The organism is Eoetvoesiella caeni, from assembly GCF_003315175.1.
GTDB lineage: Bacteria > Pseudomonadota > Gammaproteobacteria > Burkholderiales > Burkholderiaceae_B > Eoetvoesia > Eoetvoesia caeni.
In genome coordinates, this window is record NZ_QNRQ01000005.1 from 52,188 (window position 1) to 76,655 (window position 24,468).

General features: G+C 57.0%; 37 protein-coding genes and 1 tRNA gene. 1 reads left to right on the forward strand and 37 read right to left on the reverse strand.

Features of this window, described 5'->3' with window-relative positions; translation table 11 throughout:
- Positions 1–9: 9 nt before the first annotated feature.
- From DFR37_RS10780 to DFR37_RS10800, 5 genes are read right to left on the reverse strand one after another with little or no spacing between them, the layout of a single operon-like run.
- Positions 10–402 (reverse strand): hypothetical protein, encoded by a 393-nt coding sequence (locus DFR37_RS10780; RefSeq protein WP_113933247.1) that lies wholly within the window; start codon positions 400–402, stop codon positions 10–12.
- Complete coding sequence (locus DFR37_RS10785; protein ID WP_113933248.1) at positions 399–881, reverse strand: DUF1833 family protein; 483 nt, start codon at positions 879–881, stop codon at positions 399–401. The genes DFR37_RS10780 and DFR37_RS10785 overlap by 4 nt, the downstream gene beginning before the upstream one ends.
- Positions 878–1,345 (reverse strand): hypothetical protein, encoded by a 468-nt coding sequence (locus DFR37_RS10790; RefSeq protein WP_113933249.1) that lies wholly within the window; start codon positions 1,343–1,345, stop codon positions 878–880. Before DFR37_RS10790 ends, DFR37_RS10785 begins: the two co-directional genes overlap by 4 nt.
- Positions 1,342–3,924, reverse strand: a complete 2,583-nt coding sequence (locus DFR37_RS10795; protein WP_113933250.1) for a tape measure protein — start codon at positions 3,922–3,924, stop codon at positions 1,342–1,344. The genes DFR37_RS10790 and DFR37_RS10795 overlap by 4 nt, the downstream gene beginning before the upstream one ends.
- Position 3,925: 1 nt before the next feature.
- The gene (locus tag DFR37_RS10800) at positions 3,926–4,390 is read right to left on the reverse strand and encodes a DUF6246 family protein (RefSeq protein ID WP_170139884.1); all 465 of its coding nucleotides are present in this window, start codon (positions 4,388–4,390) and stop codon (positions 3,926–3,928) included.
- Between the two features lie 177 nt (positions 4,391–4,567).
- On the opposite strand from DFR37_RS10800, the gene DFR37_RS10805 reads away from it, so the two are divergent.
- Complete coding sequence (locus tag DFR37_RS10805; protein WP_113933252.1) at positions 4,568–4,969, forward strand: hypothetical protein; 402 nt, start codon at positions 4,568–4,570, stop codon at positions 4,967–4,969.
- Here the strand turns inward: DFR37_RS10805 and DFR37_RS10810 are convergent, their stop codons facing one another.
- The 32 genes from DFR37_RS10810 to DFR37_RS10965 form a co-directional block, all read right to left on the reverse strand.
- Positions 4,970–5,716, reverse strand: a complete 747-nt coding sequence (locus DFR37_RS10810; RefSeq protein ID WP_113933253.1) for a phage tail tube protein — start codon at positions 5,714–5,716, stop codon at positions 4,970–4,972. It abuts the gene before it with no gap.
- Between the two features lie 38 nt (positions 5,717–5,754).
- Positions 5,755–6,123: a phage tail termination protein gene (locus DFR37_RS10815; protein WP_113933254.1), complete on the reverse strand. Its 369-nt coding sequence runs from the start codon at positions 6,121–6,123 to the stop codon at positions 5,755–5,757.
- Positions 6,116–6,514 (reverse strand): hypothetical protein, encoded by a 399-nt coding sequence (locus DFR37_RS10820; RefSeq protein ID WP_113933255.1) that lies wholly within the window; start codon positions 6,512–6,514, stop codon positions 6,116–6,118. Before DFR37_RS10820 ends, DFR37_RS10815 begins: the two co-directional genes overlap by 8 nt.
- Positions 6,515–6,516: 2 nt before the next feature.
- Complete coding sequence (locus tag DFR37_RS10825; protein WP_211317239.1) at positions 6,517–6,777, reverse strand: hypothetical protein; 261 nt, start codon at positions 6,775–6,777, stop codon at positions 6,517–6,519.
- A gap of 135 nt (positions 6,778–6,912) precedes the next feature.
- The gene (locus DFR37_RS10830) at positions 6,913–7,584 is read right to left on the reverse strand and encodes an NUMOD3 domain-containing DNA-binding protein (protein WP_113933257.1); all 672 of its coding nucleotides are present in this window, start codon (positions 7,582–7,584) and stop codon (positions 6,913–6,915) included.
- 108 nt (positions 7,585–7,692) lie between these two features.
- On the reverse strand, positions 7,693–8,091 hold the full coding sequence (locus tag DFR37_RS10835) for a DUF7370 family protein (protein WP_113933472.1): 399 nt from the start codon (positions 8,089–8,091) through the stop codon (positions 7,693–7,695).
- A 70-nt stretch (positions 8,092–8,161) separates the two neighbouring features.
- Positions 8,162–8,500 carry a F0F1 ATP synthase subunit B family protein gene (locus DFR37_RS10840; protein ID WP_113933258.1) on the reverse strand — a complete coding sequence of 113 codons (339 nt, stop codon included), beginning with the start codon at positions 8,498–8,500 and terminating at the stop codon, positions 8,162–8,164.
- 10 nt (positions 8,501–8,510) lie between these two features.
- The gene (locus tag DFR37_RS10845) at positions 8,511–9,581 is read right to left on the reverse strand and encodes a major capsid protein (protein WP_113933259.1); all 1,071 of its coding nucleotides are present in this window, start codon (positions 9,579–9,581) and stop codon (positions 8,511–8,513) included.
- A 12-nt stretch (positions 9,582–9,593) separates the two neighbouring features.
- Positions 9,594–10,037 carry a hypothetical protein gene (locus DFR37_RS10850; RefSeq protein ID WP_113933260.1) on the reverse strand — a complete coding sequence of 148 codons (444 nt, stop codon included), beginning with the start codon at positions 10,035–10,037 and terminating at the stop codon, positions 9,594–9,596.
- A 2-nt stretch (positions 10,038–10,039) separates the two neighbouring features.
- On the reverse strand, positions 10,040–11,350 hold the full coding sequence (locus tag DFR37_RS10855) for a hypothetical protein (RefSeq protein ID WP_113933261.1): 1,311 nt from the start codon (positions 11,348–11,350) through the stop codon (positions 10,040–10,042).
- 3 nt (positions 11,351–11,353) lie between these two features.
- On the reverse strand, positions 11,354–12,286 hold the full coding sequence (locus DFR37_RS10860; RefSeq protein WP_113933473.1) for a phage minor head protein: 933 nt from the start codon (positions 12,284–12,286) through the stop codon (positions 11,354–11,356).
- Positions 12,270–13,613, reverse strand: coding sequence for an anti-CBASS protein Acb1 family protein (locus DFR37_RS10865; protein ID WP_113933262.1), 1,344 nt, complete (start codon positions 13,611–13,613; stop codon positions 12,270–12,272). Before DFR37_RS10865 ends, DFR37_RS10860 begins: the two co-directional genes overlap by 17 nt.
- A complete protein-coding gene (locus DFR37_RS10870) occupies positions 13,597–13,833 on the reverse strand; it encodes a hypothetical protein (protein WP_170139885.1) in 237 nt (78 codons plus the stop codon). Before DFR37_RS10870 ends, DFR37_RS10865 begins: the two co-directional genes overlap by 17 nt.
- A gap of 2 nt (positions 13,834–13,835) precedes the next feature.
- Positions 13,836–15,104, reverse strand: coding sequence for a PBSX family phage terminase large subunit (locus DFR37_RS10875; RefSeq protein WP_113933263.1), 1,269 nt, complete (start codon positions 15,102–15,104; stop codon positions 13,836–13,838).
- Positions 15,085–15,543, reverse strand: a complete 459-nt coding sequence (locus DFR37_RS10880) for a DUF2280 domain-containing protein (RefSeq protein ID WP_113933264.1) — start codon at positions 15,541–15,543, stop codon at positions 15,085–15,087. The genes DFR37_RS10875 and DFR37_RS10880 overlap by 20 nt, the downstream gene beginning before the upstream one ends.
- A gap of 30 nt (positions 15,544–15,573) precedes the next feature.
- Positions 15,574–16,209 (reverse strand): putative metallopeptidase, encoded by a 636-nt coding sequence (locus DFR37_RS10885; protein ID WP_147251613.1) that lies wholly within the window; start codon positions 16,207–16,209, stop codon positions 15,574–15,576.
- Between the two features lie 86 nt (positions 16,210–16,295).
- A tRNA-Val gene (locus DFR37_RS10890) sits at positions 16,296–16,371 on the reverse strand.
- Between the two features lie 96 nt (positions 16,372–16,467).
- Positions 16,468–17,100, reverse strand: coding sequence for a hypothetical protein (locus DFR37_RS10895; protein ID WP_113933266.1), 633 nt, complete (start codon positions 17,098–17,100; stop codon positions 16,468–16,470).
- Entirely contained in the window at positions 17,097–17,492 is a 396-nt protein-coding gene (locus DFR37_RS10900; protein WP_113933267.1) for a hypothetical protein, read from the reverse strand. Before DFR37_RS10900 ends, DFR37_RS10895 begins: the two co-directional genes overlap by 4 nt.
- Positions 17,489–17,839, reverse strand: coding sequence for an endonuclease (locus DFR37_RS10905; protein WP_147251614.1), 351 nt, complete (start codon positions 17,837–17,839; stop codon positions 17,489–17,491). Before DFR37_RS10905 ends, DFR37_RS10900 begins: the two co-directional genes overlap by 4 nt.
- Complete coding sequence (locus DFR37_RS10910) at positions 17,826–18,071, reverse strand: hypothetical protein (RefSeq protein WP_113933269.1); 246 nt, start codon at positions 18,069–18,071, stop codon at positions 17,826–17,828. The genes DFR37_RS10905 and DFR37_RS10910 overlap by 14 nt, the downstream gene beginning before the upstream one ends.
- A complete protein-coding gene (locus tag DFR37_RS10915; RefSeq protein ID WP_170139886.1) occupies positions 18,068–18,796 on the reverse strand; it encodes a replication protein P in 729 nt (242 codons plus the stop codon). The genes DFR37_RS10910 and DFR37_RS10915 overlap by 4 nt, the downstream gene beginning before the upstream one ends.
- Positions 18,762–19,568 (reverse strand): hypothetical protein, encoded by an 807-nt coding sequence (locus DFR37_RS23135; RefSeq protein WP_242341826.1) that lies wholly within the window; start codon positions 19,566–19,568, stop codon positions 18,762–18,764. The genes DFR37_RS10915 and DFR37_RS23135 overlap by 35 nt, the downstream gene beginning before the upstream one ends.
- Positions 19,502–20,032, reverse strand: coding sequence for an HNH endonuclease (locus DFR37_RS23545; RefSeq protein ID WP_211317240.1), 531 nt, complete (start codon positions 20,030–20,032; stop codon positions 19,502–19,504). Before DFR37_RS23545 ends, DFR37_RS23135 begins: the two co-directional genes overlap by 67 nt.
- Positions 20,032–20,673: a hypothetical protein gene (locus DFR37_RS10930; protein ID WP_211317241.1), complete on the reverse strand. Its 642-nt coding sequence runs from the start codon at positions 20,671–20,673 to the stop codon at positions 20,032–20,034. The genes DFR37_RS23545 and DFR37_RS10930 overlap by 1 nt, the downstream gene beginning before the upstream one ends.
- Positions 20,670–21,896 carry a phosphoadenosine phosphosulfate reductase domain-containing protein gene (locus DFR37_RS10935; RefSeq protein WP_113933271.1) on the reverse strand — a complete coding sequence of 409 codons (1,227 nt, stop codon included), beginning with the start codon at positions 21,894–21,896 and terminating at the stop codon, positions 20,670–20,672. The genes DFR37_RS10930 and DFR37_RS10935 overlap by 4 nt, the downstream gene beginning before the upstream one ends.
- A complete protein-coding gene (locus tag DFR37_RS10940; protein ID WP_113933272.1) occupies positions 21,893–22,396 on the reverse strand; it encodes a hypothetical protein in 504 nt (167 codons plus the stop codon). Before DFR37_RS10940 ends, DFR37_RS10935 begins: the two co-directional genes overlap by 4 nt.
- Positions 22,393–22,662 carry a hypothetical protein gene (locus DFR37_RS10945; protein WP_113933273.1) on the reverse strand — a complete coding sequence of 90 codons (270 nt, stop codon included), beginning with the start codon at positions 22,660–22,662 and terminating at the stop codon, positions 22,393–22,395. The genes DFR37_RS10940 and DFR37_RS10945 overlap by 4 nt, the downstream gene beginning before the upstream one ends.
- Positions 22,659–23,180, reverse strand: a complete 522-nt coding sequence (locus DFR37_RS10950) for a DUF1367 family protein (protein ID WP_113933274.1) — start codon at positions 23,178–23,180, stop codon at positions 22,659–22,661. Before DFR37_RS10950 ends, DFR37_RS10945 begins: the two co-directional genes overlap by 4 nt.
- Positions 23,180–23,626 carry a hypothetical protein gene (locus DFR37_RS10955; RefSeq protein ID WP_113933275.1) on the reverse strand — a complete coding sequence of 149 codons (447 nt, stop codon included), beginning with the start codon at positions 23,624–23,626 and terminating at the stop codon, positions 23,180–23,182. Before DFR37_RS10955 ends, DFR37_RS10950 begins: the two co-directional genes overlap by 1 nt.
- Complete coding sequence (locus DFR37_RS10960) at positions 23,626–23,970, reverse strand: hypothetical protein (RefSeq protein ID WP_113933276.1); 345 nt, start codon at positions 23,968–23,970, stop codon at positions 23,626–23,628. Before DFR37_RS10960 ends, DFR37_RS10955 begins: the two co-directional genes overlap by 1 nt.
- Complete coding sequence (locus DFR37_RS10965) at positions 23,967–24,410, reverse strand: transcriptional regulator (protein WP_180148040.1); 444 nt, start codon at positions 24,408–24,410, stop codon at positions 23,967–23,969. The genes DFR37_RS10960 and DFR37_RS10965 overlap by 4 nt, the downstream gene beginning before the upstream one ends.
- Positions 24,411–24,468: the final 58 nt, after the last annotated feature.

Here is a 24,468-nt window from a genome sequence, read left to right on the forward strand (position 1 = left end):
GGATAGACTTTAATTGTCATAGCAAATCACTTTCGTATAACGGCGCTCGAACTGGCTAGGCCTGGTAAGGGTCGGGCCGGTGCCGACATCGGTCTCAAGAATCCACAGTCTGGCGTCGGCCTCGACCACCAGCCCGACGTGGACGCATAGACGCGCGCGCCAGGCCGTCGCGATGGCGCCGGGCACAAAGCCCACTTCCTCAAAAGCCCCGGCCCGGCGCACGTCCAGTGCGGCCACGGTAAGACCCTCTTTGTCATCGGGGTCAATATCCACAAAGCTGGGCAGCCACTCGCGCCCGAATAACTCGACACGCCCGACCCTCGACAAGCCCCAGCAGTCATAGGCATTCGGCCCGCGCCCGTACTTCACATACCGAGTCTTCAGTAGATCGTCAATGGTCATAGGTATTGCACGCCTGGCGCCGATTCGACTGTGTACCGTTCGCGCGGCCACGCTGAATTCAGAAGGTCATAGTACGAACCTTCGAATGTCGCATCTGCGCCCTCAAAGCCACCGCCCACCACCGTCATGATCTTCGGGCGCTCAGCCGGCGCAGATTTATCGTTCACCAAGTACATGCGATAGGTCATCGTCACAACCTCACCAGCCTCCAGCGCGTCATCGACATAGCGCTGCGCAATGCCGTTTACGCCGGGCACGCCGAAACTGAGCGTCTGCTGGCCTGTTGTGTTCTTGGCGGGCAAAGCCACAGACAGCGATTCGGCTTCGAAAAGCCGGTATATGCCCTCAATGCCGAGCCACTGATCCTCGTACCCATTGCAAATGCGGATTGGATCATGGCCCGGAACATTAATCTCGAGTGAAGCAATCGCCACCTCATCGGTCGGCGCGCTGGCATACCAAACAGCTACCATAGTCATGATTCGGGCCACTCCCGATTCATAGCCAGGTCGAAAATGTTGGCGTCAATAACAAACCAAGGGAAATTACCCCAGTCTTTTGGCATGAGCGGGCGTTCCCAGACTTCTAGCGGACAAGAGAATCGCCACGAGCTTCGACCGATCAGGGTCGGGCCGGTGTACACGTCGGTAAACTTGCACACCAGCTTAATTAAGCCTAAGGGCGTCTTGCGCTCGATGTTGAACCAGTCCGCGCCGTCATGGATCGCATCCCGAAACCACGCCTCAAACGCGGCTGCATGATTGTCGGTTTTGAAGAGGAAGTCCCATGTGCCCCGTGTCGGCACGCTCGTAAATGCCCGCCGCGAGCGAGAGCGCCCTGACTGCATGCCGGTAATCATAAAAGGTGACACAGGGCGAAGACTATGCCCTTCCCGAAGCGGATTCGGCAGCCCCTCCGGGTAGTCGATATCAGTTTCAATCATCGCCCTTGCCTCCGAAGTCCATACGTTGATTCCATGGCTCGCGAAGCCTTGCCGCCACCGCGGATATCAGCAACGAACACATCAATGATCTGCCCCTGGTCGCCCTGGGTCTGCTCGACCTGGCCGCCGCGCGAAGCATCCTCAATGAGGTTGACCGTAACACGCGGAGCCGATTCCCCAGACCCGCTGGTTGCGTCCTTGTTGCTCACGACCTGGCCGCGCGTGTTGGGCAGCAAGTACTGCTTGCCGCTGGCGGTGTTCAGCACTTCGGGCGCGCCGGTCTCGTTGATGCGGTACATGCCGGAGCCAGCAACAGGGCCCCCGTATTGGCGTCCGCCACCAAAATTTGCACTGGTAATGGTGCCGACAATACTTGCGGTTTCTGCTGCCACTGCCGCCATGGCCGCCAAGTTGGCAGGAAAAGGCAACGCAGCGGCCTGCGCAATCCCCGTCTGAATAGCAACGATTGATTGCGCAATTGCGAATGCTTTCGATACAGCGAACATCGCCTTGTAAATGCCAGATTGCTCCCCTTGTGATTTTTTCAGGACATCGGCCATGGCGCCAAAGCCCTTTTCACCTGCCGCAAGCATGGTTTGCTGCTTTGCCGCTTCGATCTGCGCCATGCGATCGGCGTGAGTTTGTGCGAACGCCAGCTCCTGGGCTGCGTATTGCTCTCGAGTGACTTGTTGCAGATTCAGCGCCTCTTGCAATCGGATAAGCTGCGCCGTGTACCTTTCTTGCTCAGCGACCGCCTCAGCCTCGTATCGCGCCGTCTGGTCATCAAAAGCGCCTCCCGATAGCGGCGACACGTCGCCCTTGATGTACTTCATTGGATCGTCGCCAAACTTCTTCTTGGCTTTCTCCACCTCATCTACTGCCCATAGGGCGCGGGCCAAAGCCTCTACCTGGGCAACTTCATCTGCCGTCGCAGCGGGATTCAATGCAAGCTTCGCCCTGGCAACGGCCAACTCTTCGCCGGATATCGCTGCGAGCATCAGTGATTGCGCTAGATCATCGATGGCTTTCTTGTTTGCTTCTTGATCTTTGATCGCCTTCTTCTGCGCGGCCGTTAGCTTTTCGGTTGCATCAGTAGCGCCTTGAATTGCGCTCTTCGCTCGTGCGCCAGATGTTTCATAGGCCTCTCCCCAAGCAAGCACCGACCGAAGAAGCTCGCGATCCTCCATGCCGCCTGCGATAGCGGCATAGGCGCCAGCAGATTTAGCAGCGTTATTCCACCCTTGTTTTGCCGCATCGGCGAGCCTGATAATCTTCTTCTGTTCGCCGGCCCCAAACGATACTTTGCCAATCCCTTCACGCCCAAATGCCTGAAGCGGCTGATTGATGATGTCTGCCAGTCCATTCACGAAGCTAGCAGCATCTGACAAAGCCGAGTTATATGCATTCTTGAAAAATGCCGGTATGTTGTTCGCCAGAGCCTGCCATATCCCCTGGATTGCGCCTACCGTACCAGTAAAGATCATCGAAAGGCCGTCTATCTCCTTTGCGGTGTTAAGTACGGAGTCAGCGAAAGACTTCGGCAGATAGGATGCGGCCTCATCGGTGCTTACCATGAATGGCTTGAGCCAGTCACCAGCCAAGTCATTAACGGCGACCATCGACACTTGAAGAGCGTCGACCTGGCGCACAAGCTCGTTTACGTCAACGCTCTGAATGGCCTCTGCCACACCCTTAATTGCCGTAGCCAGGTCATCCGTCACGCCTGTGGCTTGATTCGCCTTGCCGACAAGCACTGAAAGGTTGTTGCGCACAGCGACCAGCGCATCCTTAACTGTCGTGGCCATGCCATCCGCAGCCGCCTTATTGCTCTGCAAGGACTGGCGCAGCCCTTCATTAAGCTCCTTCGCCGTTATTTTTCCTGAAGCGCCTAACTCGCGTATCTTGGCTGCGCTCTTCCCGCTGGCCTCGGCAATGTCGTTGATGATCGAAGGCGTGGCAGCAATAATCGATTCCCACGCGTCCGACTCGACCTTCCCCTTGTTTATTGCCTTGGAATATGCAGAAATGGCCGTGCTTGCGCGATCCGCACTGGCGGCATTGGTCACAAACAAATACGACAGTGAATCGGTAATGTCCAGGACCTGCTCAGTGCTGTAGCCCATCGACCGCAATGAGTCAGCGGTACGAATATAGACCTCCTGGGCCTCGGATAGCGCTCGGTAAGTTCCGTTGGCTGTGGACAGCAGCCGGTCCTGCACCATATTGAATTCGCGAGTGCCGTTTGTCGCCATGGCAATCCGCTCGGCCATTTCGTTGTAGGCTTCTGCCATCTGCACCAGCATGACGGCTGTTTTAAGCGAAACGATTCCAGACACTACTTTCGCTAAGGCGCCCATAGCGACACTGGCTATGCCGGACTCGCGGCCCATTCGCTGCACTGACGCGGCAACTTTCGTCATGCGCATGTCAGCTTTGGCAGCGGCTTTGTCTGTCTGCGCAAAGCGCTTGTTCATGCCATCGAGCGACTTATCAACGCTCTGACTGCTATTGACCAGCTTGGACGTATCCGCTTCGACTTCGTAGTAGATGCCGCCTACATTTTCGCCTTGTGCCGCCATATCAATGCGCCCCTTGCGCTGCCTTGCGCTTTGCTTCTATCTTGTCAAACCACTCCATCGTGGCTTCGTGCTCTTCTTTGCTTGGCGCCCTGGCCCCGGGCGCATTACTTTCTTGCTGCGGAAACTTGGCGCGCAATGCTCCGACCAGACTTGTCATGGTCATATTCCAGGCGTCCTTTTCACTCATGCCAAGATGAGCCATTGCCAGTGCCACATGATCGCGCGCAAGGAACCGAACGACATACTCCGGATCCTCGTCGTGACGGCGCGGTAACGGCTCAAGCGCACCGGTAATGCCATGCTTCATCAGGCACTGAGCCAACGGAACAACATGCTCCTGAGGCGCGGAACCAGCGACGTATTTCAAGCCTGCTTCTGTGCTCTCAAAACATCCGAATACGGCAGATAAGTCGGCTTCGCAGCATGCGAATATGACAGCAAGTGCATCTTGCAGGTCGCCTGCCATGACGTTCGCATAAGTGCACACAATGTCTGCGGGCTCACCCAAGCGCGTCATCGCATAAAGTGAAGGCCGAAGCGAATATGACTCGTCGCCCATATAGACGCCGATCTCGCCAATCTCGGTTAGGATTTGCATGGGCCGCTCATTCTGTTACATTCGCTCAATAAACTTGGAGTGCTCATGATTCGATTCGTTGCGGTTTTTCTCGTCGCCCTACTTGTAGGCTGTGCATCATCGGGCGTGCGGGTGACTGATGATCAAGTATCAAAATTCACCAAAGGCCAAACCACGAAGACCGAGGTGATCGCGGCACTAGGTCAGCCGACCACAACCATGCGCCAGTCCGATGGCACCGTAACGGTGGTCTACAACTACGTTGAATCAAGCGCCCGACCTGAAACTTACATTCCGTTCGTCGGGGCCTTCATTGGTGGCGCGGACTCACGCTCGAACATGGCAACGCTTCGCTTTGACGCGAATGACACCTTGATCGACTACAGCACAGCCCAAAGCCAGTACGGAACAGGATTAGGTGCAGCGGCTGGACAGGTCGAGCGCATGCCCGACCAGCCCCGTAAATGACTACGACACGGTAACGACGCAAGAATCGGTCTTGGTCGGATCGTCCGTGCTTGTCGCTGTGATGGTCGCTGTAGTGGTGGTCGCGGTCAGCGCTTCAACCGCACCAGTTACCGCATTCACCGAAACCTCGGCAGGCACAGAGCTAGACCACGTCACGCCTTGATTGGCATTAGTGGGTAGCACCACGGATTCCAGGTCGTAGGTTTCGCCCACAGTCATGGCCAGAGTGGCCGGCACGACTTCTACTGAAGTCACTGCTGGCGCATCCGGATCTGGAGTGTCGGTAACGATCAGACCGAAGTCGGACGCGGTAGCGCTGGCTTCCAGGCTGTACGTGGCCACGTCGTCGTAAGGCGCGCTGCGGCTCATGTTGGTGACCAGCATGAACGCAACGAACGTCAGGTCCGGGAACGTCATGCGCATCCAGGCCACTGGTTCGCCGCCGGTTGCCGTGGGATTGGCCACGTGCTTGGTCATTTCGATCAGGTTGGCCGAGCCGCTGCCGGATGCCTTGAGCGTGCCATCGCCGGAAATGGACAGGCTCTGAAACGTCGCAAGGTTCTCACGCAGCGCCCCTACCGAATCATCGGCAGTTCCGTCAGCGGTTTCCCATTCAAGGGTAAATTCCTTGGTCCGCATCGACCCAAAGCGCTTCCAATCGGCCTCAGCCGGCAACGCGTCGCCGCAGCCGATGAAGTATTCCAGGACCACGTCACGGCCCGTGTATTTCGTTTTATTGCATGCCATTTGGTGGCCTCCAGAAAGTAAAAACCGCCCGGAGGCGGTCAGAAAAGCACTTCAAAATCGAGTGAGAACCATGCTCGGGTCTCGTTGGTGTAGCCTGGCCCGGTGGGCTCGCCGATAGCGCGCACCCGAGCCGCGCCACACGGGACTGAATCGCCCAGCGCGGCAAGCGCCAAGGCCTGCACGTCTGCCATGATCGCTGCCGCATGCTGCCGGCCATTGGCAGGCCCCAGCAGAATCACGCGAAACCGTGCGCGCCGGTCATCAACGTCTGGGCCTGGGCCGCCGTTCCCCTGAATAGCGCAAATTTTTGATTCTGCGATTCCAGGCCGATCCGTCCACATGCCCATGGAATAGACGTAGGCCGAGCCAAGCACGGCCTCGGCCCATTCCTTGAATTCGTTAAGCATTGCGGTAGTTCCGTTTCAAGATGGCGGGGATGGCCGGCTTGATCTCGTCAAAGCCTTTGGAAAGAAACTCCCGCTCGGCGTTCGGGTCCCAGTAATCGCCATTTCCGCTCTTGCGCGGCTGGCCCGCCAGGGTTCCGGGTGCTTCGTGCACGGCAGAGGCATACTCCGCTGTGTAGCCTATATGGCCGGACACTTTGCCCTTGTTCTGTTCAATTTGCGGCGCATACTGGCTGTTGATCAGATTCGACGTGTCAATCGGCGTCATGGTCGCTGCCATTGCGCCGCCCTGCGATAGGATTTCGTACACGGCCCCTTCCGATACTTGGCCGGCGATGCGCTCCACCGTGCGACGATAGCTCTTGCGCACGCGCTCTATTCCCTTTGCAGGCATGGCTATGTCACCAGCTTAAAGTCGGGGCTATCGGGCTCGCCAAGGCTGGACATATCCCAGCCGGTCACAGCCCGGATCTCTTCCCAACCATCGGATCCATCGAACATGATCATGTCCAGATACTTGGGGCGTTTATCTTCGGTAAAGATGATGTGCTTGGAGACGAACTCAGCGCCACGCGCGCCGGATTGACCGCCAGTCTCGCGTACCTGCTCCGAGTCCGCGGTCCATGTGCAGGCAATCGTGTACTCAGGGCCGTACACGGTTGCACCGGTCCAGTCGTCCAAAGATACGAATGGCTTGACCGTTGCCGTGTTCTGATAACTCCATCTAGCGACAGCGCTGCACATAGTCTGCGTCCATTAAAAAACCCGCCGAAGCGGGCCATTCCTATTTTCCTACGCAACTCGCACATAGGATCGTCCATGCTTTATATGGTTGATTGCCCCTATGGACACTCCATACGCCTCGGCTATCGAAGCCATCGTTCTTCCTTCTGCGAGCAAAGCCCTGACCTGCCTGACCTGATCGTCCGTCAGTTTCGCGTGCGGCGGCGTGATGCCATACATAGGGTTCTTTTCCCCTTTCCGCATTTCAGACAATAGAGCCTTGAGGCGCTCAGGCTGCTTTCTTCCATACGCCGGGTTGGCTGGACCTTTTACGCCAAACCAATAATTCTTTTCCCCGCTTCTGGCTTCTGACATTTTTCGACGCGCTTCCTCTGAGGGAACGACGCCGGAACTGTCTATGGCGCTTGCTGATATGTTGTAGCTGGGCTTGAAGCTGTCCAGGTATTGCTGTTCAGCCGCATATATTTCAGCCCTTGAGCCTAAAACAATCTTGAGAAGCAGAAACTCGAAAGCCGCCTCCCCGTATTCCCCCCAAGCATTTCTAAGCCTTGAGCTTCCATGAGTTCCTTTGCTTAACTGGTACTTATGTACCGCCCATCTGTTTCTTATATTCTTGGAAGACCCAACATAGAAGTCTCCCGTCACTCGATTTCGTATAGCGTAAACACCAGAAATCAGATATTCATCACTTTCAACGTGATGTAAAATTGGCGTAGCCATGCTGTCATTCCTCCAATGAATGATGTTGTGGTTAGAGCCCGCACGGTGTTGACGCACTTTGCGGGCTCGTCCATTTTACCTCATTGCTGAGCAGATAAACAGTATTGGCTACGAGCCCTCGCAAAAGCGCCCGCCCTTGCCGATCCAGATACCGCCGTGGGCCACGGCTGTCGGGTCTGGAGGAACAAGGCCAGTCGCACAACCGTAGGTATCCAGGCCGCGAAGCAGACCCATAAGACTGCGCCAGCGATCAGCAAACGCCATATAGCGGAACGACTGCGAGGCCCCCGATGGGGCGGTCTGGCTACTGATGTAGCGGTCGCCCTGGCCCAAAGCCATCAAGCCCAGCAAGTAGCACTGAATCAACAGCGCCACGGCGGGCGAATAGTGCTCGGCCAGGCAATCGTTTATGGTGTTGGCCTGCTCAACGAGCGCGGCCAGGATGAAATCAGGCAGATTGACGCCCACGCTCGCCAGATACTCGGCGGCTTGCTCGGTTGTGATCATGTCTGAACCCAGAAATAGGTACGGCCCCACCATGAGGCAGGGCCGTTAAAAAGCCACCCGAAGGTGGCGGTTACTTGCCTTTCGGCGTTGCTTTGGGCTTGTCGGACGTTGCGTCCGGCGTTGCTGGCGTCAAAGACGCAGTTTCAGCGACTTCGCTTGCAATGAGGCTTTCGACCTCTGCCCGGGCCGCATCGATGATGGCCTGGCCCTCGGCTTTAGCCGCATCGATGATGGATTGCGCCTCTGCCCGGGCCGCATCAAGCACCTTGGCCGCGGCATCCGATTCCTTCGGCGCACCTTCGCTCACCAACATGACATTGGCACGCAACGCAGGATGAACCTCTTTCAAGGTCACGATCTGCCCCATTGCCACGCCGAACCACGGGCGGACTACTTGGTATTTAGCCATTTCACCCTCCTTATGTTAGGTCAGCGCCGTACACAACACCCGACAGGCCGTCGTCATCCCTCTTGACCTGGATACCCATGGCCGCGAGGATCTGGAAGTTGTAGTTGGTGTTGGGCAGCGGACGCGGTAGCGGCATCGTGCCTGTGGTCATGCCTACCAGCGGTGTAACCACATCCTGACGGCGCTCGTAGCCAAGGAACTCGTTGCCCGTGAGCGCGTAGGTCATCTTGATCTGCTTGACTGGCGCGAAAGGCAGAATGGCATTGAGCACGTTGCCGCTGATGACGCCGTTGACCACGTACGGCTGGGCCAAGTTCGCCCAAATTTCGGGCGATACCCAAAGGACGTCATAAGCGACGACCTTATTGGTGCGCGCGGTCTGGCCGAATGCGCCAGTTCCAAAGAACGCGATGATTTGCGCTGCTGTGGCCGTGGTCAGATTGATGCCCGCCCCGCCGGCGCCCAGGTCGATCTTGACCGTATTGCGGTGGTTGCGCAGACCTTGCGCAGGGTAATTCTGGACTTGAACGTTGGCGCTACCGTCCAGCGTATAGGCAACAATCTTCTTGTTGAACTTGCGCATTTTGGCTTCTTGCGAATCCAGCACCAGATCGATTCCGACCGTTTGCAGGCCGGCCGCGTGGCGCCAGTTCACGCCGAACCCGGCGGAGAACACCGGGATCGGGTCGCCGTCGCTGCCATAGTCGGTGTGGTCGAACGAGTACGGCGCCTGACCGTCCAGGCTGACCGATACGTCGTCGGCGATATCTCCAACCACGTTGTACAGTTTGGCCGTTTTGCCCACCGACAGCACGGTCTGAATGCCCATTAGATCGTTGACAATCTCCATGCCAACTTCTTGATCACGCAGTTGGATGATTTGGCGGTCAACGTCGGCCCAGAAGTCACGGCCCAGGCCGGCGACGGCGTTGCAGGCGATCTGTTCGGGGGTCATGGTCGCGCGATATGCGTTGACCATCATGGCTTGCTGGGAATTGAACTGATTGCGGTTTGCCCACAGCTCTGTCCAATGACCACGCATGCGGCTGTTCGCGGCCAGCGTTTCAGGGGTAAAAAACATAGTCCTGGCTCCTTATGCCACAGTTACGGAAGAGGCGCGAGCGCGAATGCGGATGAAATCCACCGCAGTCGTGGTTACGTCGTCCTGGATATAGCCGATCACCGAATAGGTGCCGGCTGCCGCTGGTACCGGGATCGCGAGGCCGCTAGCCGAAACCGTGACAGCCTGATCCTTTTTATAGGTCCCGGCCGCCATACGGACCGCGAACTCGCGGCCTTCTTCCAGATAGTTGCCGATGGCCGAGTGGTCTGCGGGGATCTGATCCTCGATGCCCAGGCCTTCGTGATGGGCGCAGTCGATGATGTACATCCGGCCCGCCACAGCGGCGGATTGGGCGAACTTGTCGCTGCCGTTGATCACGGCGAAGGTGCCGGGATAGGTAGCAGCCGCAAGCAGCCGCGTTTCCGTCTTGAAGAGGGATTTGCCGTCAATGTTGACGCGACGATAGCGTGCCATGATTACTTACCTCCGAAGTAGGTTGCGGGGTCGGGCGCGCCGGTCTCGGCCTGCTCTTGGCCGGAGTTGCCCGCCAAAGGAGCGGCGGTGCCCAGCGACTTGTACATCGCTTCCAGCGCATCGCCGGACAAGGCATTGGCAACTACTTCGCCATGCTTCTCGGCTACGGCCTTGCGCTTTTCAACTTCCTCGGCTCGGGCGTTGGCCGTCAGCGAGTCGGATAGCGCCGTTTGATTGGCCTGCAATGCCGCAACGGCATCCGTCAGGGGCTTGAGCTGCTCCGCCACATTGGCAGCAACAGCAGCGCCGACATCAGTGACGAGGCCGGCCTTTTCTTCAGGGGTTAGAGGCATATCGCCCTCCATGGTTTTATCAGGCCGGGCCTGATGGTTGAAAATCTTCTTAACGCTGTTGGCAATCATCGCCACCCAGGACTCCTGGCGGACAACAGCGGCACCGGAATCGCCGAATACGATCTTGCCGCCTTCCGTGGTGTAGCCATAGACCTCGGCTACTCCGCCATTGCGCACGATGATGGCTTGGGTATCGGTAAAGTCGGCTATCCACGCATAGTCATCGCCGCCCGGGGCGAAACGCTCCTTGGCGGCCCGATCCAGGCGCTGCTCACGTTCACGGTAGGACTCGCCCACCAGTGCGCCTGAGTTCGCCGCCAGTGGCTTGGCCTGGTCAGCATTGACCATGAGTCCGACGCCCTGCTCTGGGGTAGCCGCGCCCACTTCATTCAGTAGGATGGCATCGTGATCCATGCCGTTGATCTTGGCGACCCATTCCGCGCCGGCGGCTTTCTGCTCTTCGTTGGGCTCGATCTCTTGGAGAAACACAGCCACGCTGGTATGGATGGGCGGCACGTCTTCGCCCTTTTCCAGCGCTTCAACACGTTCCAGCAACTCGCGGCCTTGTTCGGTACGGCCTGCGACCTCGATATCTACCCACTTTTCCAGATAGACCCGATTGCCGGATTTCTTGACGTTGCGGTTGAATGCCCCGGCATAGCCCACATTGATGCCCTCGGGGCTGAAGGCGGACACGAACTTGCCATCGACCGTGGGGTGGCCGAGCGGGGCCAGCGTGCCCTCCAGGCCCTGATAGTGGGCATCGATCTCGCTGGCCGGGTACAGGCCGCCGTTCATAATGACGTTGGCAGGCAGCGTATAGCTGGGTAGCACCCAGTGCTCGCGCCCGTTGTGCGTAATCTTGCGGATTTGCTTGGCGTTGACTTGCGTCGTGACATTGACTTGCACTTGGTCGACATCGCCGCGGTTGACCCGCAACGTGACTTTGTTTGTTTTCATGGCCTATTCCTTGGCCCAAGGGCCTTTGCCTTTCTTTTTCATGACGTCATAGTTCTTACGCGCACGTGCCTGGATACCAGGCACCAGCGGCTTACCGTCGTCATCCACTAAAACCTCTGTCTGGGCGCATTTGCAGTTATTTCCGTTACCATCTTTGCTGTACCAATCGCGCACCTCGCCTGAAGTGAAAAGTTTCGCGTGGCGCGCTGCGTGCGTAATGCGCGTCGTCGGACTGAGCGCGGATATATGCATCAATTTGGATTGCACGCCGTAATCTTCTTCGGCCTGGTCCTTTTCATCCCAACGTGCCCGGCGCAAGGCCATGGGTATCTCCGCTCGAGCAATGTTTCGAGCTCGACCGGCACTTATACCTTCCGATTGGCTTGTGAGTTCCTTGGCAATAACGGTCGGGTTCTTGCCGCGACCAATGCCATCGGCCAGAATACGGCCCATCCTGGCCTTTACGTCAGCGGCCAGACCTTTCATCTCTTCGAACGCTCGAGCCCTGACCAGTGCCACACGGGCCTGATATGGCGGTGAGCGCAATAAGCTGTCCAGCGACATACGCCCGGCCTTGTAGGCTTCGGACTGCTGCGCCAGATTCACATGCGCCTGAGCCGTGCCACGCTGGTACGACACCTCGGCATAAGCGCGAAGGAACCAGTTGTCGCGAGCGCCGCCCTCCAGCAGGACGCTATCGACGACAATAGACAACTCGGCGTAAAGCGCCTCCAAAACGTACTGGTCCAGCCTGAACGTGTAGCGCTCATTCACCGCAAGCTCTGCGGGGATACGCTTGAGAACCGCTATGTAGCCGTCCCGAATCTTGCGCATACGCTTGGCAAACTCACGCATCGCGCCCCGTTCCAGGCGATCAACGCCAGTGGGATCAGCAGGATTACTCGGTAGGATCGGTGATTTAGGTTTCGCCGCCATCCTCATCCTCATCCTCATCCAGCGGCTGCGCGCCATCCGCGTCATAGCCGGCGGCCGAGCGGATTTCGTCGCTCTGGAACACGGCTTCGCCGGTAGCCATGGAGGTTTGATTGATCTGGCTCATTTTCAGAGCGCTTTCCAGCTTTTCGACCGCTGTCTGTTCGTTTAGGTCATCCCACATGACGGTTTTTTCACCAACCGGCTTGATGATGCCGATGCGCACTAGGTGATCAGCGAAGTCTTCGATCTCGAATGAAAGATTCATGCGACGAGACTGGCAAGTGGCATTGAAATATCGCTGATCCTCAGTGCTGGCGCGTTCGCCTTGCTGATTGCCAACCAGTACGCGGCTGGGAATGTCCAGCGCAGCGGAAACCGTCTGCAGGTTGATGCCATACGTAGGGGCCGGGTCGGCCACCGCAGTAACCAGCGGGGTAACCGTCGCGCCCTGAGTGGGCAACACAACGTCATTGCCGCGATTCATCTCTACCGCAACCTCGTTGAATTTCTCCTGCAACTCGGTCACTGACACGCCGTACATGCTGGCGAGATTCGCAAAGTCGATTTCTTTGTCGAAATTGATATTGAGCTGGCGCGCCGCATTCTTCAGGAACGATTCGCCGCTACCGCCCTCGACTTTCTCCAGTGACACAAACGCGTTGTAGGCCGGCTCCAGCCATCCGATAGCATCGCCATCCCAGTCGCCAAGAATGAATACGCGATCAGGGTGAATCTTGACTCGACGCCCCACCATGCCGTCGCGCCGGGTTTCGGCGTACTCCCACTCGGTGGGCTGGCCGTAGGTCTGCGAATTCTCGTCGGTATCGAATTTCGACGGCTTGAGGGCCCCGGCCCAAGCGGGCGTGACCTTGACCAAGCTCTTGCCCTTGGCAACTGGCTTATTCCAGCCCTGGCTATCGTTGATGTGCAGCAACAGGCCAGAGTAGCGCCCGACAAGGCGGCGCCGGTCCCCTTCAGCGAAAGAGCGCCAAATGCGGGCGGTCAATGTGCGGGTAGCGGCACTCTCCCAAGGCGTTTCTTTCTTGGCTTCGTCTAGCTTGTCACCTTCGATAATCCACGGGCTAGTTTTCCAGCATGCGCCGATGACCTTATTGACGGCGCCATGGGCCAGACCGCCGCGACGGTACAGCCCGAATAGCATGTCATAGGTAACATCGGTCGGAAATCCATATTCCGCCCAAGCGCTGCATTTGCGCTTGTCGTCCAGGGCATAACCGCCAGTCAGCAAGCCCATGCGTGCGCGGGCCATCCTGGCATCGTTCAGCGCATGATTGACGGCCAGCGTCAGGTTATTCGGTTGAGTCATGTTCAATTCGCTTGATAAGGCCGCTCTTGCCTTCGCTCAGATAGCCGTGACTCTCGGGGTCTCGGATCAGATCTACCGTCGAATTCGAGCGGCTGGCCCATACGCGCGTGCCCTCAGGGCCGGCATAATCAATAGCAACCTGCCGGGCGCATGTCAGGCAACGGGCGCGCACGATCAGCACCACGCCACCATCGAGCGCGGATAGTTTGAAAATGGCCATAGTTATTTTTTGCCTTGAAGGCGTTTTGGAAGCATCAGACCCAAGGCGCCGCTGCGTTTAATGAGCGGACCAAGGGCATAACGCGTTGCGTCGATGTAGTGGTTGTTAGCGTCCACAATGTCGGTGAGCACATCGCCGGTCATGCGATCTACCTTGTAGCTGTATGTCCTGGCCTCGTGCAGTGTTTTTTTGCAGCGTGGGTGAATGATGATTTCCTTGTAGCTGCGCAGATGGGCAATCCCATCCTCGACGCTGCCCTTCCACTTTTCCACGCCTTCGATGCGTGGCAGGTTGGCGCGCTGGCCATTCTTGCCTTTGCTCTTAACGTGGCTGATTGTCTCCGGCCTGGCCGAGTCAGCGCGAACCACATGCAATTCAATACCAGGAAGGCGGGCGATCATGAAACTGGCTATATCATCGTTCTCCAAGCCAACCTTGCCGGCCTCATGCTCTATATATAGACGCTGGTCGTATATGCCGCATCGAACGCCTGCCGTGGGATCCTGCGAAAAACCCCAATCCAGACCGAAATACGGGCCATCGAACGCATCTTCAAACGAAAATTCAGCTACCCGGTACTTTCCGGCTAGGATCTGAGCATCGCTGTTTTCGCGGTAAGCACCATCCCAGATCCAGGCATAGGTCTGATCGTCCAGCCGATCACGGTCAGAAAGCCGTTCCTGCTCAAGCACATCCGGAAACCAGGGATTGTCGGTATAGTTCAACTCGACAATCTTGGACCCGGGCGGCGGGTTTTTCACAAACCGCTGATCGGTCGGGCTACCGTCCTTTTCCGGGTTCCAGGTGATCCAGACTTCCGAGCCATTTTCTCGAACTGTCGGTAGGAGCTTGATATAGGCCGTCTCGCTGACGTTTTCGGCCTCGTCGATCCACGCAATCAGGATCCGCGCTTTGGACTTGATGCTGTCCAGGTTATGGCGCAGGCCGGCGAACGCATAGGCCACGCGCTTGTTCTTCGTGCGGATGTACTTGTCGCCAATATCGAAGTAGGCATCCAGCCAGGGTTCCGAACGAATCGCCTGCTTGACCTCCTCCATAGAGGAATCTTCCAGGCTATTCATGTACTCACGGCCGCACAGGATTACGCCTGAAACACCGGCCTCGGCAAACATGTAGGCACGTACCGCCGTCATCAGCGCAAAGCTGCGCGTTTTAGCGCTGCCCCGGCCGCCGCGCGCGCCGCGGTACCGGGCTAGACCGCTGAAAACTGGAATCAGTTTCGGCGGTAACTTAATCCTCGCTGTGGTCATTGGGCGCGACCAGCTCGATAGTGGTAGGCATCATAGGAATGGGTCCACCGTTCGGGCCGCTCAGCTCGCGCTTGTTGGTGAACATGCCGCCCTGCTCTTTGGCCGCCTGCTCAAGAAGCGACGCCGCCAGAACGATATTCTTGCGATTCATGGCACTTTGAACCATGCGGTGCAATTGACGCAACCGGTATGCTTGGTCAGCAATCGGGATCTCGGCAATTTCCTTGCGGAAGCGCTCGCGGGTCGATGCAAACAGATCGCGCCACTTCTTGGCCAGCGCCTTACTCGTTACCTTGGTGGGGTCATAGCTCGCCACCTGCTGGCGGGTGACTACGATATCGAACTCTTCCTTTACTGACTCTGCCACCTGAGTGGGAGTGTCGTAACAGGCCAGCGCTTGCACAATGAAGCGCTGCATCGCCTCATTGAGCTTTGCCATAATGTTATATCCGTAGGGAGTGGGTAAAAATTACGCAGCCTTCATTAAGCAAGTGCCGCATGCGTGTGCGATGTTCAGCCTGGACACCTCAGCAGGGCCTTTGGCAGCTTCGACCATGCGCGCAACCTCAGGGCTAGGACCGTACCGCCGCACTACGCCGACGAACTCTTCGACATCGTGTCCACGCAGTGCCAGCTTCGGCAAGCCTTCCTTGGTGAACTTGGGTGTGCCGAATTCGTCCGTGTCGTGGGCGATGTGATAAAGCTCATGTTCGACCAGAGAGCAGAACTCAGCATCGCTGCATTGAGCGCAATAATCAGCAGCCAGGGTAATGATGAAGGCCGGCACCCGGCCGAACCAGTCGCGCATCTGCTGCTCTTGCCGGGCCTTCTGCCAGCCGCCGGCGCGGAACATTACCTGCTCGGTCTGGCCTACCACGGTACGGCCTTGCTTACTGAATGCAGATGATGCCCACAGGAAACACAGATCAGCGTCTATCAGGTGGGTATGATCTAGATTGTGTAGCGTTCCATCTTCAGCCAAGATGCTGTCTTGCACCCAAGTGCCGACCTCTGGCGCTGGCATCAGTCGGGCGTACAACTCGTCTTCAGCCGACTCTGGTGGCACGGGGCGCACAATCGTCGGTTCGGATTGTCGCTTTGCCATATTCTGTTCAAAAAGATCGGCCCCACCATCGAGTGACAGTAGGGCCGCAAATTGCCGGTTTCCCAGCAAGGAGACAAACAAGAAATTGGTTGCGGGGGCAGGATTCGAACCTGCGGCCTCCGGGTTGTGAGCCCGGCGCGCTGCCAACTGCGCCACCCCACGTCAAAATGCAAAAAGCCCCGAACATTTCTGTTTCGGAGCTTTAGGCGCAACTATGAGAATCTCAAATTACTGTCTATATTGCATGTGTTTTGGCAGTCAGTCAAGAACTTTCACTATTCCGCACGATTCAAACAGATTCTCAGCCAGCAATTCCGCCCGTTGCACATGCCCCTGTATGGCCTCGTGGTTCTTCGTTGCGTTCGCCCCGTGGTACCAGCGCCGGATCTTTGCAGATTGATCCAGGGCGGTACGCTGAGGAACGCCACAGCGCTCTGCCAGGTCGGACAGCACGATCTTATGCTTCGCCTTCTTGCGCTCGAAAAGCTTTTTGACGATGCCGTCGCGCAAAACCCGATGCGAGATACAGCCTGATAACGCCTCGCGCAGTGCCGTCGATGAAATTTCACTGATCGCCGCCAACCATAGCCGGTTATCCCTATAGCCCCGACAACAAGCGCGATCACAGTCGCACTTGATGACCTGCGGCGCGTATTTGGCGAAGATAATGTATTGATATAGCGGGGGCAGTCCCATAAGCCTACTCATGATTATCCCGGCCTGCCCTGCCCCGTCCATGCCGGACAGTTCCTTAGAGACATACGAGACCGGGTCATCGGCATACCGATTCATCAATGGCCGATCATATTGTTCGTTTGAAAAGTTGAAGGCGAACAGCAGCGCATTGTGCGCGGTCTCGAACAGCCCGTCGTTATCGTGCGCTAGTGTCATCGTTCCGTCTCCTTTGAATATTCCCGGTAATTACCAACGCCGTTGGGCGTGATCATCGGTTTTTGAAATGCCGCTGCACGCTGGCCATTGAGCCGCATCAGTGCCGGCGGCACGTACTTTCTGCGCGGCTGCGTACCGGCGACCTGCTGCACCACCGACTCGTGATAGTTAGGCGCCGCAACGGGCGCGGCCTTGCGCGGCTTGGCGATAGTGAGGTTCTGATGCGGCTGGCGCACGCGCTTTAGCTGGGCTTTGGCCTGGTTGTGCAAGACTGCGGACATCCACCGGTCATATGCCTGTTTGGCGGTTTTGCCGGTACGGGTCAGGTTGGCATCAGAACACTGCCATTTGCCGTTGTCGATCTGGATGATGCGGGGTTTTGGTGTCGTCATTCGGATTTTTCACTAATGAATACCCGAACCTTGCCGCCTGGGGCCTGCGCGCCAATATCGATATCGCCAAGATGAAAGTCGCTGTCATTGATCTTGAGCGCGTCAGCCAACCCATCGATGCCGGCCTTCATTGACGCAATGAGGTTGTCACGGTCGTATTTGCGGTTGTGCGGAGGGTGAAACATAAAGCTGAGCGTTTGCGGCCCTTGTGCTTTACCCCTGGCTGCCAGAGCCAGATACCAGCAATCAGAGCGATATTTCTTCTTGGCGCGGGATAGGGCCATGAAATGCACACGAGCATTCGGGCTCAAGTCTTCGTGTGGCCACGGGAGCTCAAGAATGATCATTTTTCAGCACCTCCCGAGCAAATTTGGCTTGGCGCTCGTCGCGCCAGGCGTGCCGTTTATCCACGGTTTCCTTATCGGCCGCCTTGAATTTCGGGCAATGGTGTTCGTAGATCGCGCTGGAAAATCGGCAGGCCGGGTCGAAGGCGCAGTGGCCATAGCCGCCATCGGACGCTATCTGGCGTGGAGCGTTCTGGTAGGAGAAATGCTGGCAGGCGATGCATTGGACGGTCATGCGGCAGCGCCCTCCAGAGCGGCCTTAGCCATCGCAATAACCGTTGGCGATCTTCCTTTGGGATTGTCGAGAATCTTGTGCGCCCAGCGTTTGTGTTCACGCCCGGATTTATTCAGGATATTGCCGGCGCCCATCCGGTTCATGGCGGCTTTGGCCTCGGCGTTGCTCTGTTCCGTTTTCGCTGGGGCTGGCAGCGCGATGGTTGCCTCGGGTATCTCAGCCCATGCTCCTTTGGCCAGTTGCGCAAGTAGGCATTTTTCCCACCGCACTTTCACGGCGCCATACGTGCAGTTCAGTACATCATGCTGACCAACATCGACGGAAGCATGGTAAATCGCTGGGTGAGACCATGCGCCGCGCTCTCCCCTTCGGCGGCATATCAAACCTTGCACCGCCTCGTGAAAAGCAATCTCCGGATCCATGCCAGGACGGCAAGCACGCAAGAACTCGGTCAGCGAGGGCGGCCAGTCGAACATCCGACGACAGTTCGAAAGCCCGGTTTTGATCTCCGTCGGCGTGACGTCCTCTTCGTCAAAAGCTTCCGCCCAGGTCTCTTTCCAGTTCGCGATGGCGATCTCGTTCTGGAAGTCCGCCCGCCATTTTCGGGGATACGCACCGTCCAAGCGGTTGAACAAGTGGTCCATGAGCGACATGCCAAGGGCCTGGTTTTGCTGCATCCAGACGGATTGATTACACGTCGATAATGGTGCCGTGATTGCGTCCATGGTCAGTCCTATTTCGGTTTACGAATGCCACTGGGTCGAATCGCTGTTGATTCGATGGTGTGGCCGGCCGTGCGCTGTCCTGGGCCCTGGAGAGCCAGTTCGTCAGGAAGCGGGCGTAGTTCGATTTTTTGTTTTTTGGATTGGCAAGGATCCAAGCGGCAGCTTTCGCGAGCTCCGCATCCAGGCTGAGGGCTGGATAGGCTGTTTCCCAGGTTGATCGCTGAGCAATCGGTATCCCGGTCCATTTGCCGTCGGCGTCGAGCTCGATTTTTCGAGCCGGCGCAGAAGAAGCTTTAGCTTCTTTCTTCTGTATATCTTCTCTATTCTTCTCTTCTCTAGGTAACGCGTCGGTAACGTTATCAGCGTTACTTTTTGCGTTAGCTTTATGAGTCGCCACGCGTTTCGCGGTCAAAGCGCGGTCTTTTGCGGTCTTGCCGTTATGCCGGTCGAAGTTTGGCAACGACAACCCATCATCAGCGATCACGAGCCAGCCGACCTCAGCCATTGCAGATGCAAAGCCGCTAACTCCAATGATTCGATCCAGCAACGCTACGGTAACGCGTGGTGCGTTACCTTCGATGGTGTGCTCATCAAACCACCGCCATGCGCGGAACAACTTTCCGACAACAAGATCGGGATCATCCCAGCCCATAGCCACAGTTATTGCTAAGACCTCCGGTTTATCGGGCGTACTCGCTTCCAGCTTTAGCCAATTGCCGGCCATAGTGACCTCCATTCCGCCAAGCTTTTGCTGTGCTTCGATCGGTTGCACCGAAAACAAGATGTGGTCAAGTTGGAGCCATCATGGCCGCCGCCCTTAGCAATAGGGACTATGTGGTCACACTCCAGCCTTCCGCCTCTCGTGCCGCAATATGTGCATGTATAGTCGTCACGCTTAAATATGCGAGTTCGAATTGAGGCCCACGCCGATGCGCTTGGCCTTGCGCTGTTAATCGGCCCAAACATAGGCGCCAAAGGGTAATCATCGGCCAACAGCACGAGTAAGCTTGGAAATCCGTCAAAAACTATCCCGTTCGAAACTAGCTCATCAAACGCGCACATAAATTCGTCTTGGCTCAAGCCGCTTTTCTTTGCGACGTCCTGCCAGTTTGGGTAACATGTCCGATTTTCCGAGGCTATCGCATGCGCTATAGCCGCAAGGGCATGGGCTTTCGCGCTCATCATCTGCACCTTGGGATCGCTGGGCATATCGCCGTAGAGCCTGAACCAATCCATTAAAAGGCCTCCGTTGACGAGTTACTACCCATCATGACTTCCGGCGAATCAAAAGTCTTTTGAACGAGGGCGCAAGACACCTCGTCCAATTTCTGATATGCGTTCCACATGCGCAGGCTGGCTAGGCGGGCAATATCTATGGCTGTGGCCGGACTCAGCTTGTCTGCGTCCTTGCATGGCTTTGCGGGCCGTCGGCAGCGTACATACAAGCGATCATCGATCTGAGTGAGCAGCAGAACGCCGCTGGCCGGTGAGCCGAGGCTATCAAGCAGATTGTCTTCCCAAATGTCCTCAGGCAGCGCGTAGTAGTGCTTCCAGATCTTGCGCGGCCACTGCAGGCGTAATTCATCGTAAAGGGCCCGGCGTCGAATCTGAATCAGCCGCCCCTGCTCGTTGTGGATCTGCTCTTCCGGCGCATAGCCGGTGAAGGTACGTTTGACCCACTTGTCCTTCTTGGCGTCGGCCTTCAAGTCGCTACGACTGATCTTGATCTCGACATCGATGATGCGCAGATTCTCAGTGACAGCAAGGATGTCGCACTCGTATCCTGTCCAGTTGCAGTTCGGCACCACCACCAAGTACTTTCGGTTGAAAAACTGCTGCGCCAGGGCTCGGCCTATTGATTGCTCAGACCATTTCATGCAGCCCCCTCGCTGAACAACAAAGGCTGAATCCAGCCGTTCTGATACACAGCAGGCAGAATTACATCACCGTGCGGCTCGTCACCGGACCAACCGTCTGGCCAAGTTTCGGCAGCGATCAGTTCACGTATTCGCGCTTCCTCCGTCGGATTGATCAAGTCTATGCCCGGCCGGCCTGTATGTGCGGCGGCAGAATTGCATTCGACTTGTATTGCCAATACGCGATCTAAACCCATAAGCCTGGCTTCAAACGTCAATGGGCCCATCCGCTGCGGGTTGGATGCGATGGAGCCATCCTTCCGACGCTCCAGGCCAGCTTTGCGTAAGCGGTATTGGGGCTCGCGCAGTTCTCGCCATAGCGGTTTCAGGCCGCGCAACGGGGCAAGATAGGCCCAATGCGGCATCGCTAGAACGGTTTCTAACGCCTTTTCCTCGCTGGCCAAAGGGCAGCCAATGCACCCGGTACGGGCGTTGATTTCTTCGGCTTCGTCGCCACCATAGGCATCCGCAATCATGGCGGTTGACCAATCCCCGAATTCGGCCTGGGGCGCCCAATGCTTGAGCCATTCCCATACATGACATACGCGCCAGTGCAGGAGCGGGGCCAACGTCGCTAGACGTCCACGTAGCCCTTTCGCCTCTGGCAATACTTTCTGATACCAGCCTTGTCCGCACTCGGCGCCATCCTTGCCGCAACTCATTTCAATGCGATGATCTCGAATTGCGCTCTCGCCCTGGCGTACGCCGGTAATCATCAAGACATTCCCGTCGAGTTCAGCTAGGCGTTGCTCGAGCGCGTGTTGCATCGGGTCGATCTTGATCTGACGAGTGCACCATCGAAGTGTGTTGTTATTCGGCGGCGGCACGCCACGCCCCAGGATGTAAACCATAAACCGCTTATCCAGCGGCGCCGTGACAACTTCTGTGCGAATACCACGATCTTCCAATTCATCCATGATCTGGCGCGCAGCGATCGCCAAAGGTGGCAGTTCTTGTCGAGTGTCAGCATAAAAGACCGTAAACGTCTTTGGTGCCGTGATCTTGCCAGTGTCCAGCAAGTGAATGATCAACGTCAGCGTGGCAGATGAGTCCTTCCCACCCGACCAGGCGAGAGCCCAATGCGGATGATCGTCGCCGTAGGCCTGTAGCGATTGAATAGTTAGCTCAATGCTTTCTGTCATCTGAAGGCGTCGCGAACCATCGAAGAAACTAGATTGTTTCATGCCGCCCTCTTTAAATAGGCGCCGACGACATGAATCATGTCGGCTTCGGCTTGCTCGGGCCAATGGCCCAGCGCGGTAAGCGTGTTCCGGGTTTTGTGCATCCACGTAAGCTGCAGCGCTTCAGAAGTAGCCTTGTCGTACTGCCCCGAGCTATCAAGGCGGACATGGCAGCCGATTTGACCCAGGCGTGTGCAGCAAAGAGGAATCGTCAGAGCGTCGGAGACTTTCAGGCCCAATCCCTTCCCCAGGGCTGACAGGTTCAGGTGGGCGGCTTGGCTGTTCTTTTCCAGGCCGCAATACACACACGGCAACGCCGCAACGTTCTGCCGGTGCTGCCGGCTGCGAAAGACCGACGGCTCGCTGTGAGCGTGATTGATGGCGCGACCCAAGGAGTCGGCTATCCGCTGGGCCAAGCCGGGTCCCTTCTTCTCGCGGCTGCGGGTCATAGGACTGCGCTTCAGTTGTGACGTGCCGCGCTTAATTTCAGATCTACGCATCATGCCGGCACCTCAATATCAGCCCTGGTAGGCAACGAGTCGCCATCAGCAGGAGGGTCGATTTTCTTTAGTGAGCGGAACGGAAACACGGTCGTGCCCTTATGGCCAAAAGCGACACTGACTGCGCCCAATTTCTTTTGGCAGTGCCCGCAGTTGCCGCGACCTGAGAGAGTCCGCTCTACCCTGAAGATGGCGCCGAGACCAACGGCCAGACCGCAGCATTCTGTCGGCTTAACTACCATCACCAAATCGCCTTTTTGGATATTCATTCCTGAAACCCCATAAGAATTGAATCCATCATCTCGTCAGCGGCACCATTTTTAAGGTGTGGCCAGAGATACCGAGCCGCATGGGGGCCACGAAGAAAGCCCATAACCTGCTCGTGAAACTGCTGGAACTCGTCCTGATCGGCTGTGGCATAGCTAATGGAGCGGGGAATCGGCACAACGCCACCCGATGGCCCGGCTGCCCATGTGACCCAACCCGCTCCAACCTTTACCCAGTAGAGGAACTGATCGAATATCTGGAATCGCTCCTGGGCCTCGAACACCGTTTGCTCGATTTTCATGTGGCGACGATGGTATGGGCCGCTGCGAGGCAAATTGGTCTGGATATGCATCATTTCGCCAGGCTCAAGCTTGAACATGCGATTCCAGAGACGGCGCCATTGTTTTTGCCCGCGCTCGCCCAGGCCATCGACGTAGCCGAACATGGCGCGCCGTGCAATTTCCTTTTCAGCTTCGGTAAGGTGAATGTCGTGCTGGCGCACAAGCGTAATTTCAGCCATTACGCGCCTCCTTTTGCAGCGCGGACAGACCGGCGCTTTATTTCCATTTCTTTGTTGACCATCGCCACACCATTCGCAACATCCTCAGGAAGGATCGCGGCGCGGCAATGCGGGCATAGTGGCGCCATACGTCGGCTACGCCATGCTTCGTCCATGTGCTTTCCTGCACGGATGATCAATGTATGTTTTTCGGCCTCGCGCAGCCGAGTGATACGCGCTTCGATATGCGCATGTAAATCAACCAATTGAATGAAGGCGTCGAACGGCTCGACATCCGTTTCGCAGTCGGTGCAATACACCCGGCGCTCTTGTGTGTCGTACGTCAGAGCCATATGCTTGCACGATGACCACGCGCGCCGTGTCCTGCCTCTGGCTACACGCAAATCGCCGATATCAACTACCGTTGTGCCTTGCAAGAAATCGAGCGGCTGGATAGGGGCGGTCATTACGCAGCCCTCCACACCGACGCATTCGCCATGTGGCTACTGGCTGTCTTGACCGGCCCAATCCCAACGCGGCGAATCATCCCTTCACGGGCGGCCCTGGCAATAATGGATCCCCAGGCCCGGCAGTGCGGCGGGTATGGAATCGCGAGTACGTCATAGGCGTAGTTGCGTACATCCTCGGCCATGAATTCCTTGCCGGGGTGTGTCGCAACATAGGTCTGCAAGGCCTCAAAGGCTTGCTCGGGCCAGTCGTCATGTGTAGCTGCAGCATGGCCGATAGCTGTGTGCATGCCGGCATCGCGTAGCTGGCGGCCAGTGACGAAGGAAAGGTTGTGTTGGGTCATGCCGCTGCCCTTCGTCCGAGTGCAATGTCCTCTGCCCACGCGCGGCGTTCGCGCTCTTTATCAAGTTGGGATTGCAGATCTTCGATGCGGCGCTCAGCCTCAGACTTGATCATGACAAGGGTGCAGCCAAGCTGGTATGCCTGCCACTCTGGATAGATGGTGTTGCCTACCTGCTTGCAAAAGAGGCTTACGAGGTCTGCCTGTAATGTTGCTTTCCCCTTCTTGATATTGCTGAAATAACCAGCATCAATACCAATGGCGAGGTAGATTTCCTTGTCTTCCAGGCCTGATGCGCCGCAGGCCAGCGTAAAGGCGGCAGCGGCACTTCTTTGTTTGCGCACCGTCTCTATGGCGACATCGGCTTGAGTCGGCCTGCGAGTAAGCGCCAGTTCGACCTGATAAGCAGGGTCTTCAAACCGGGCATTAATATTTGAACCCATTTGTGTACCCCCTTTGCGCAAAAAAAAGAGACGATGTAGGCATTGCGATCCACCACGG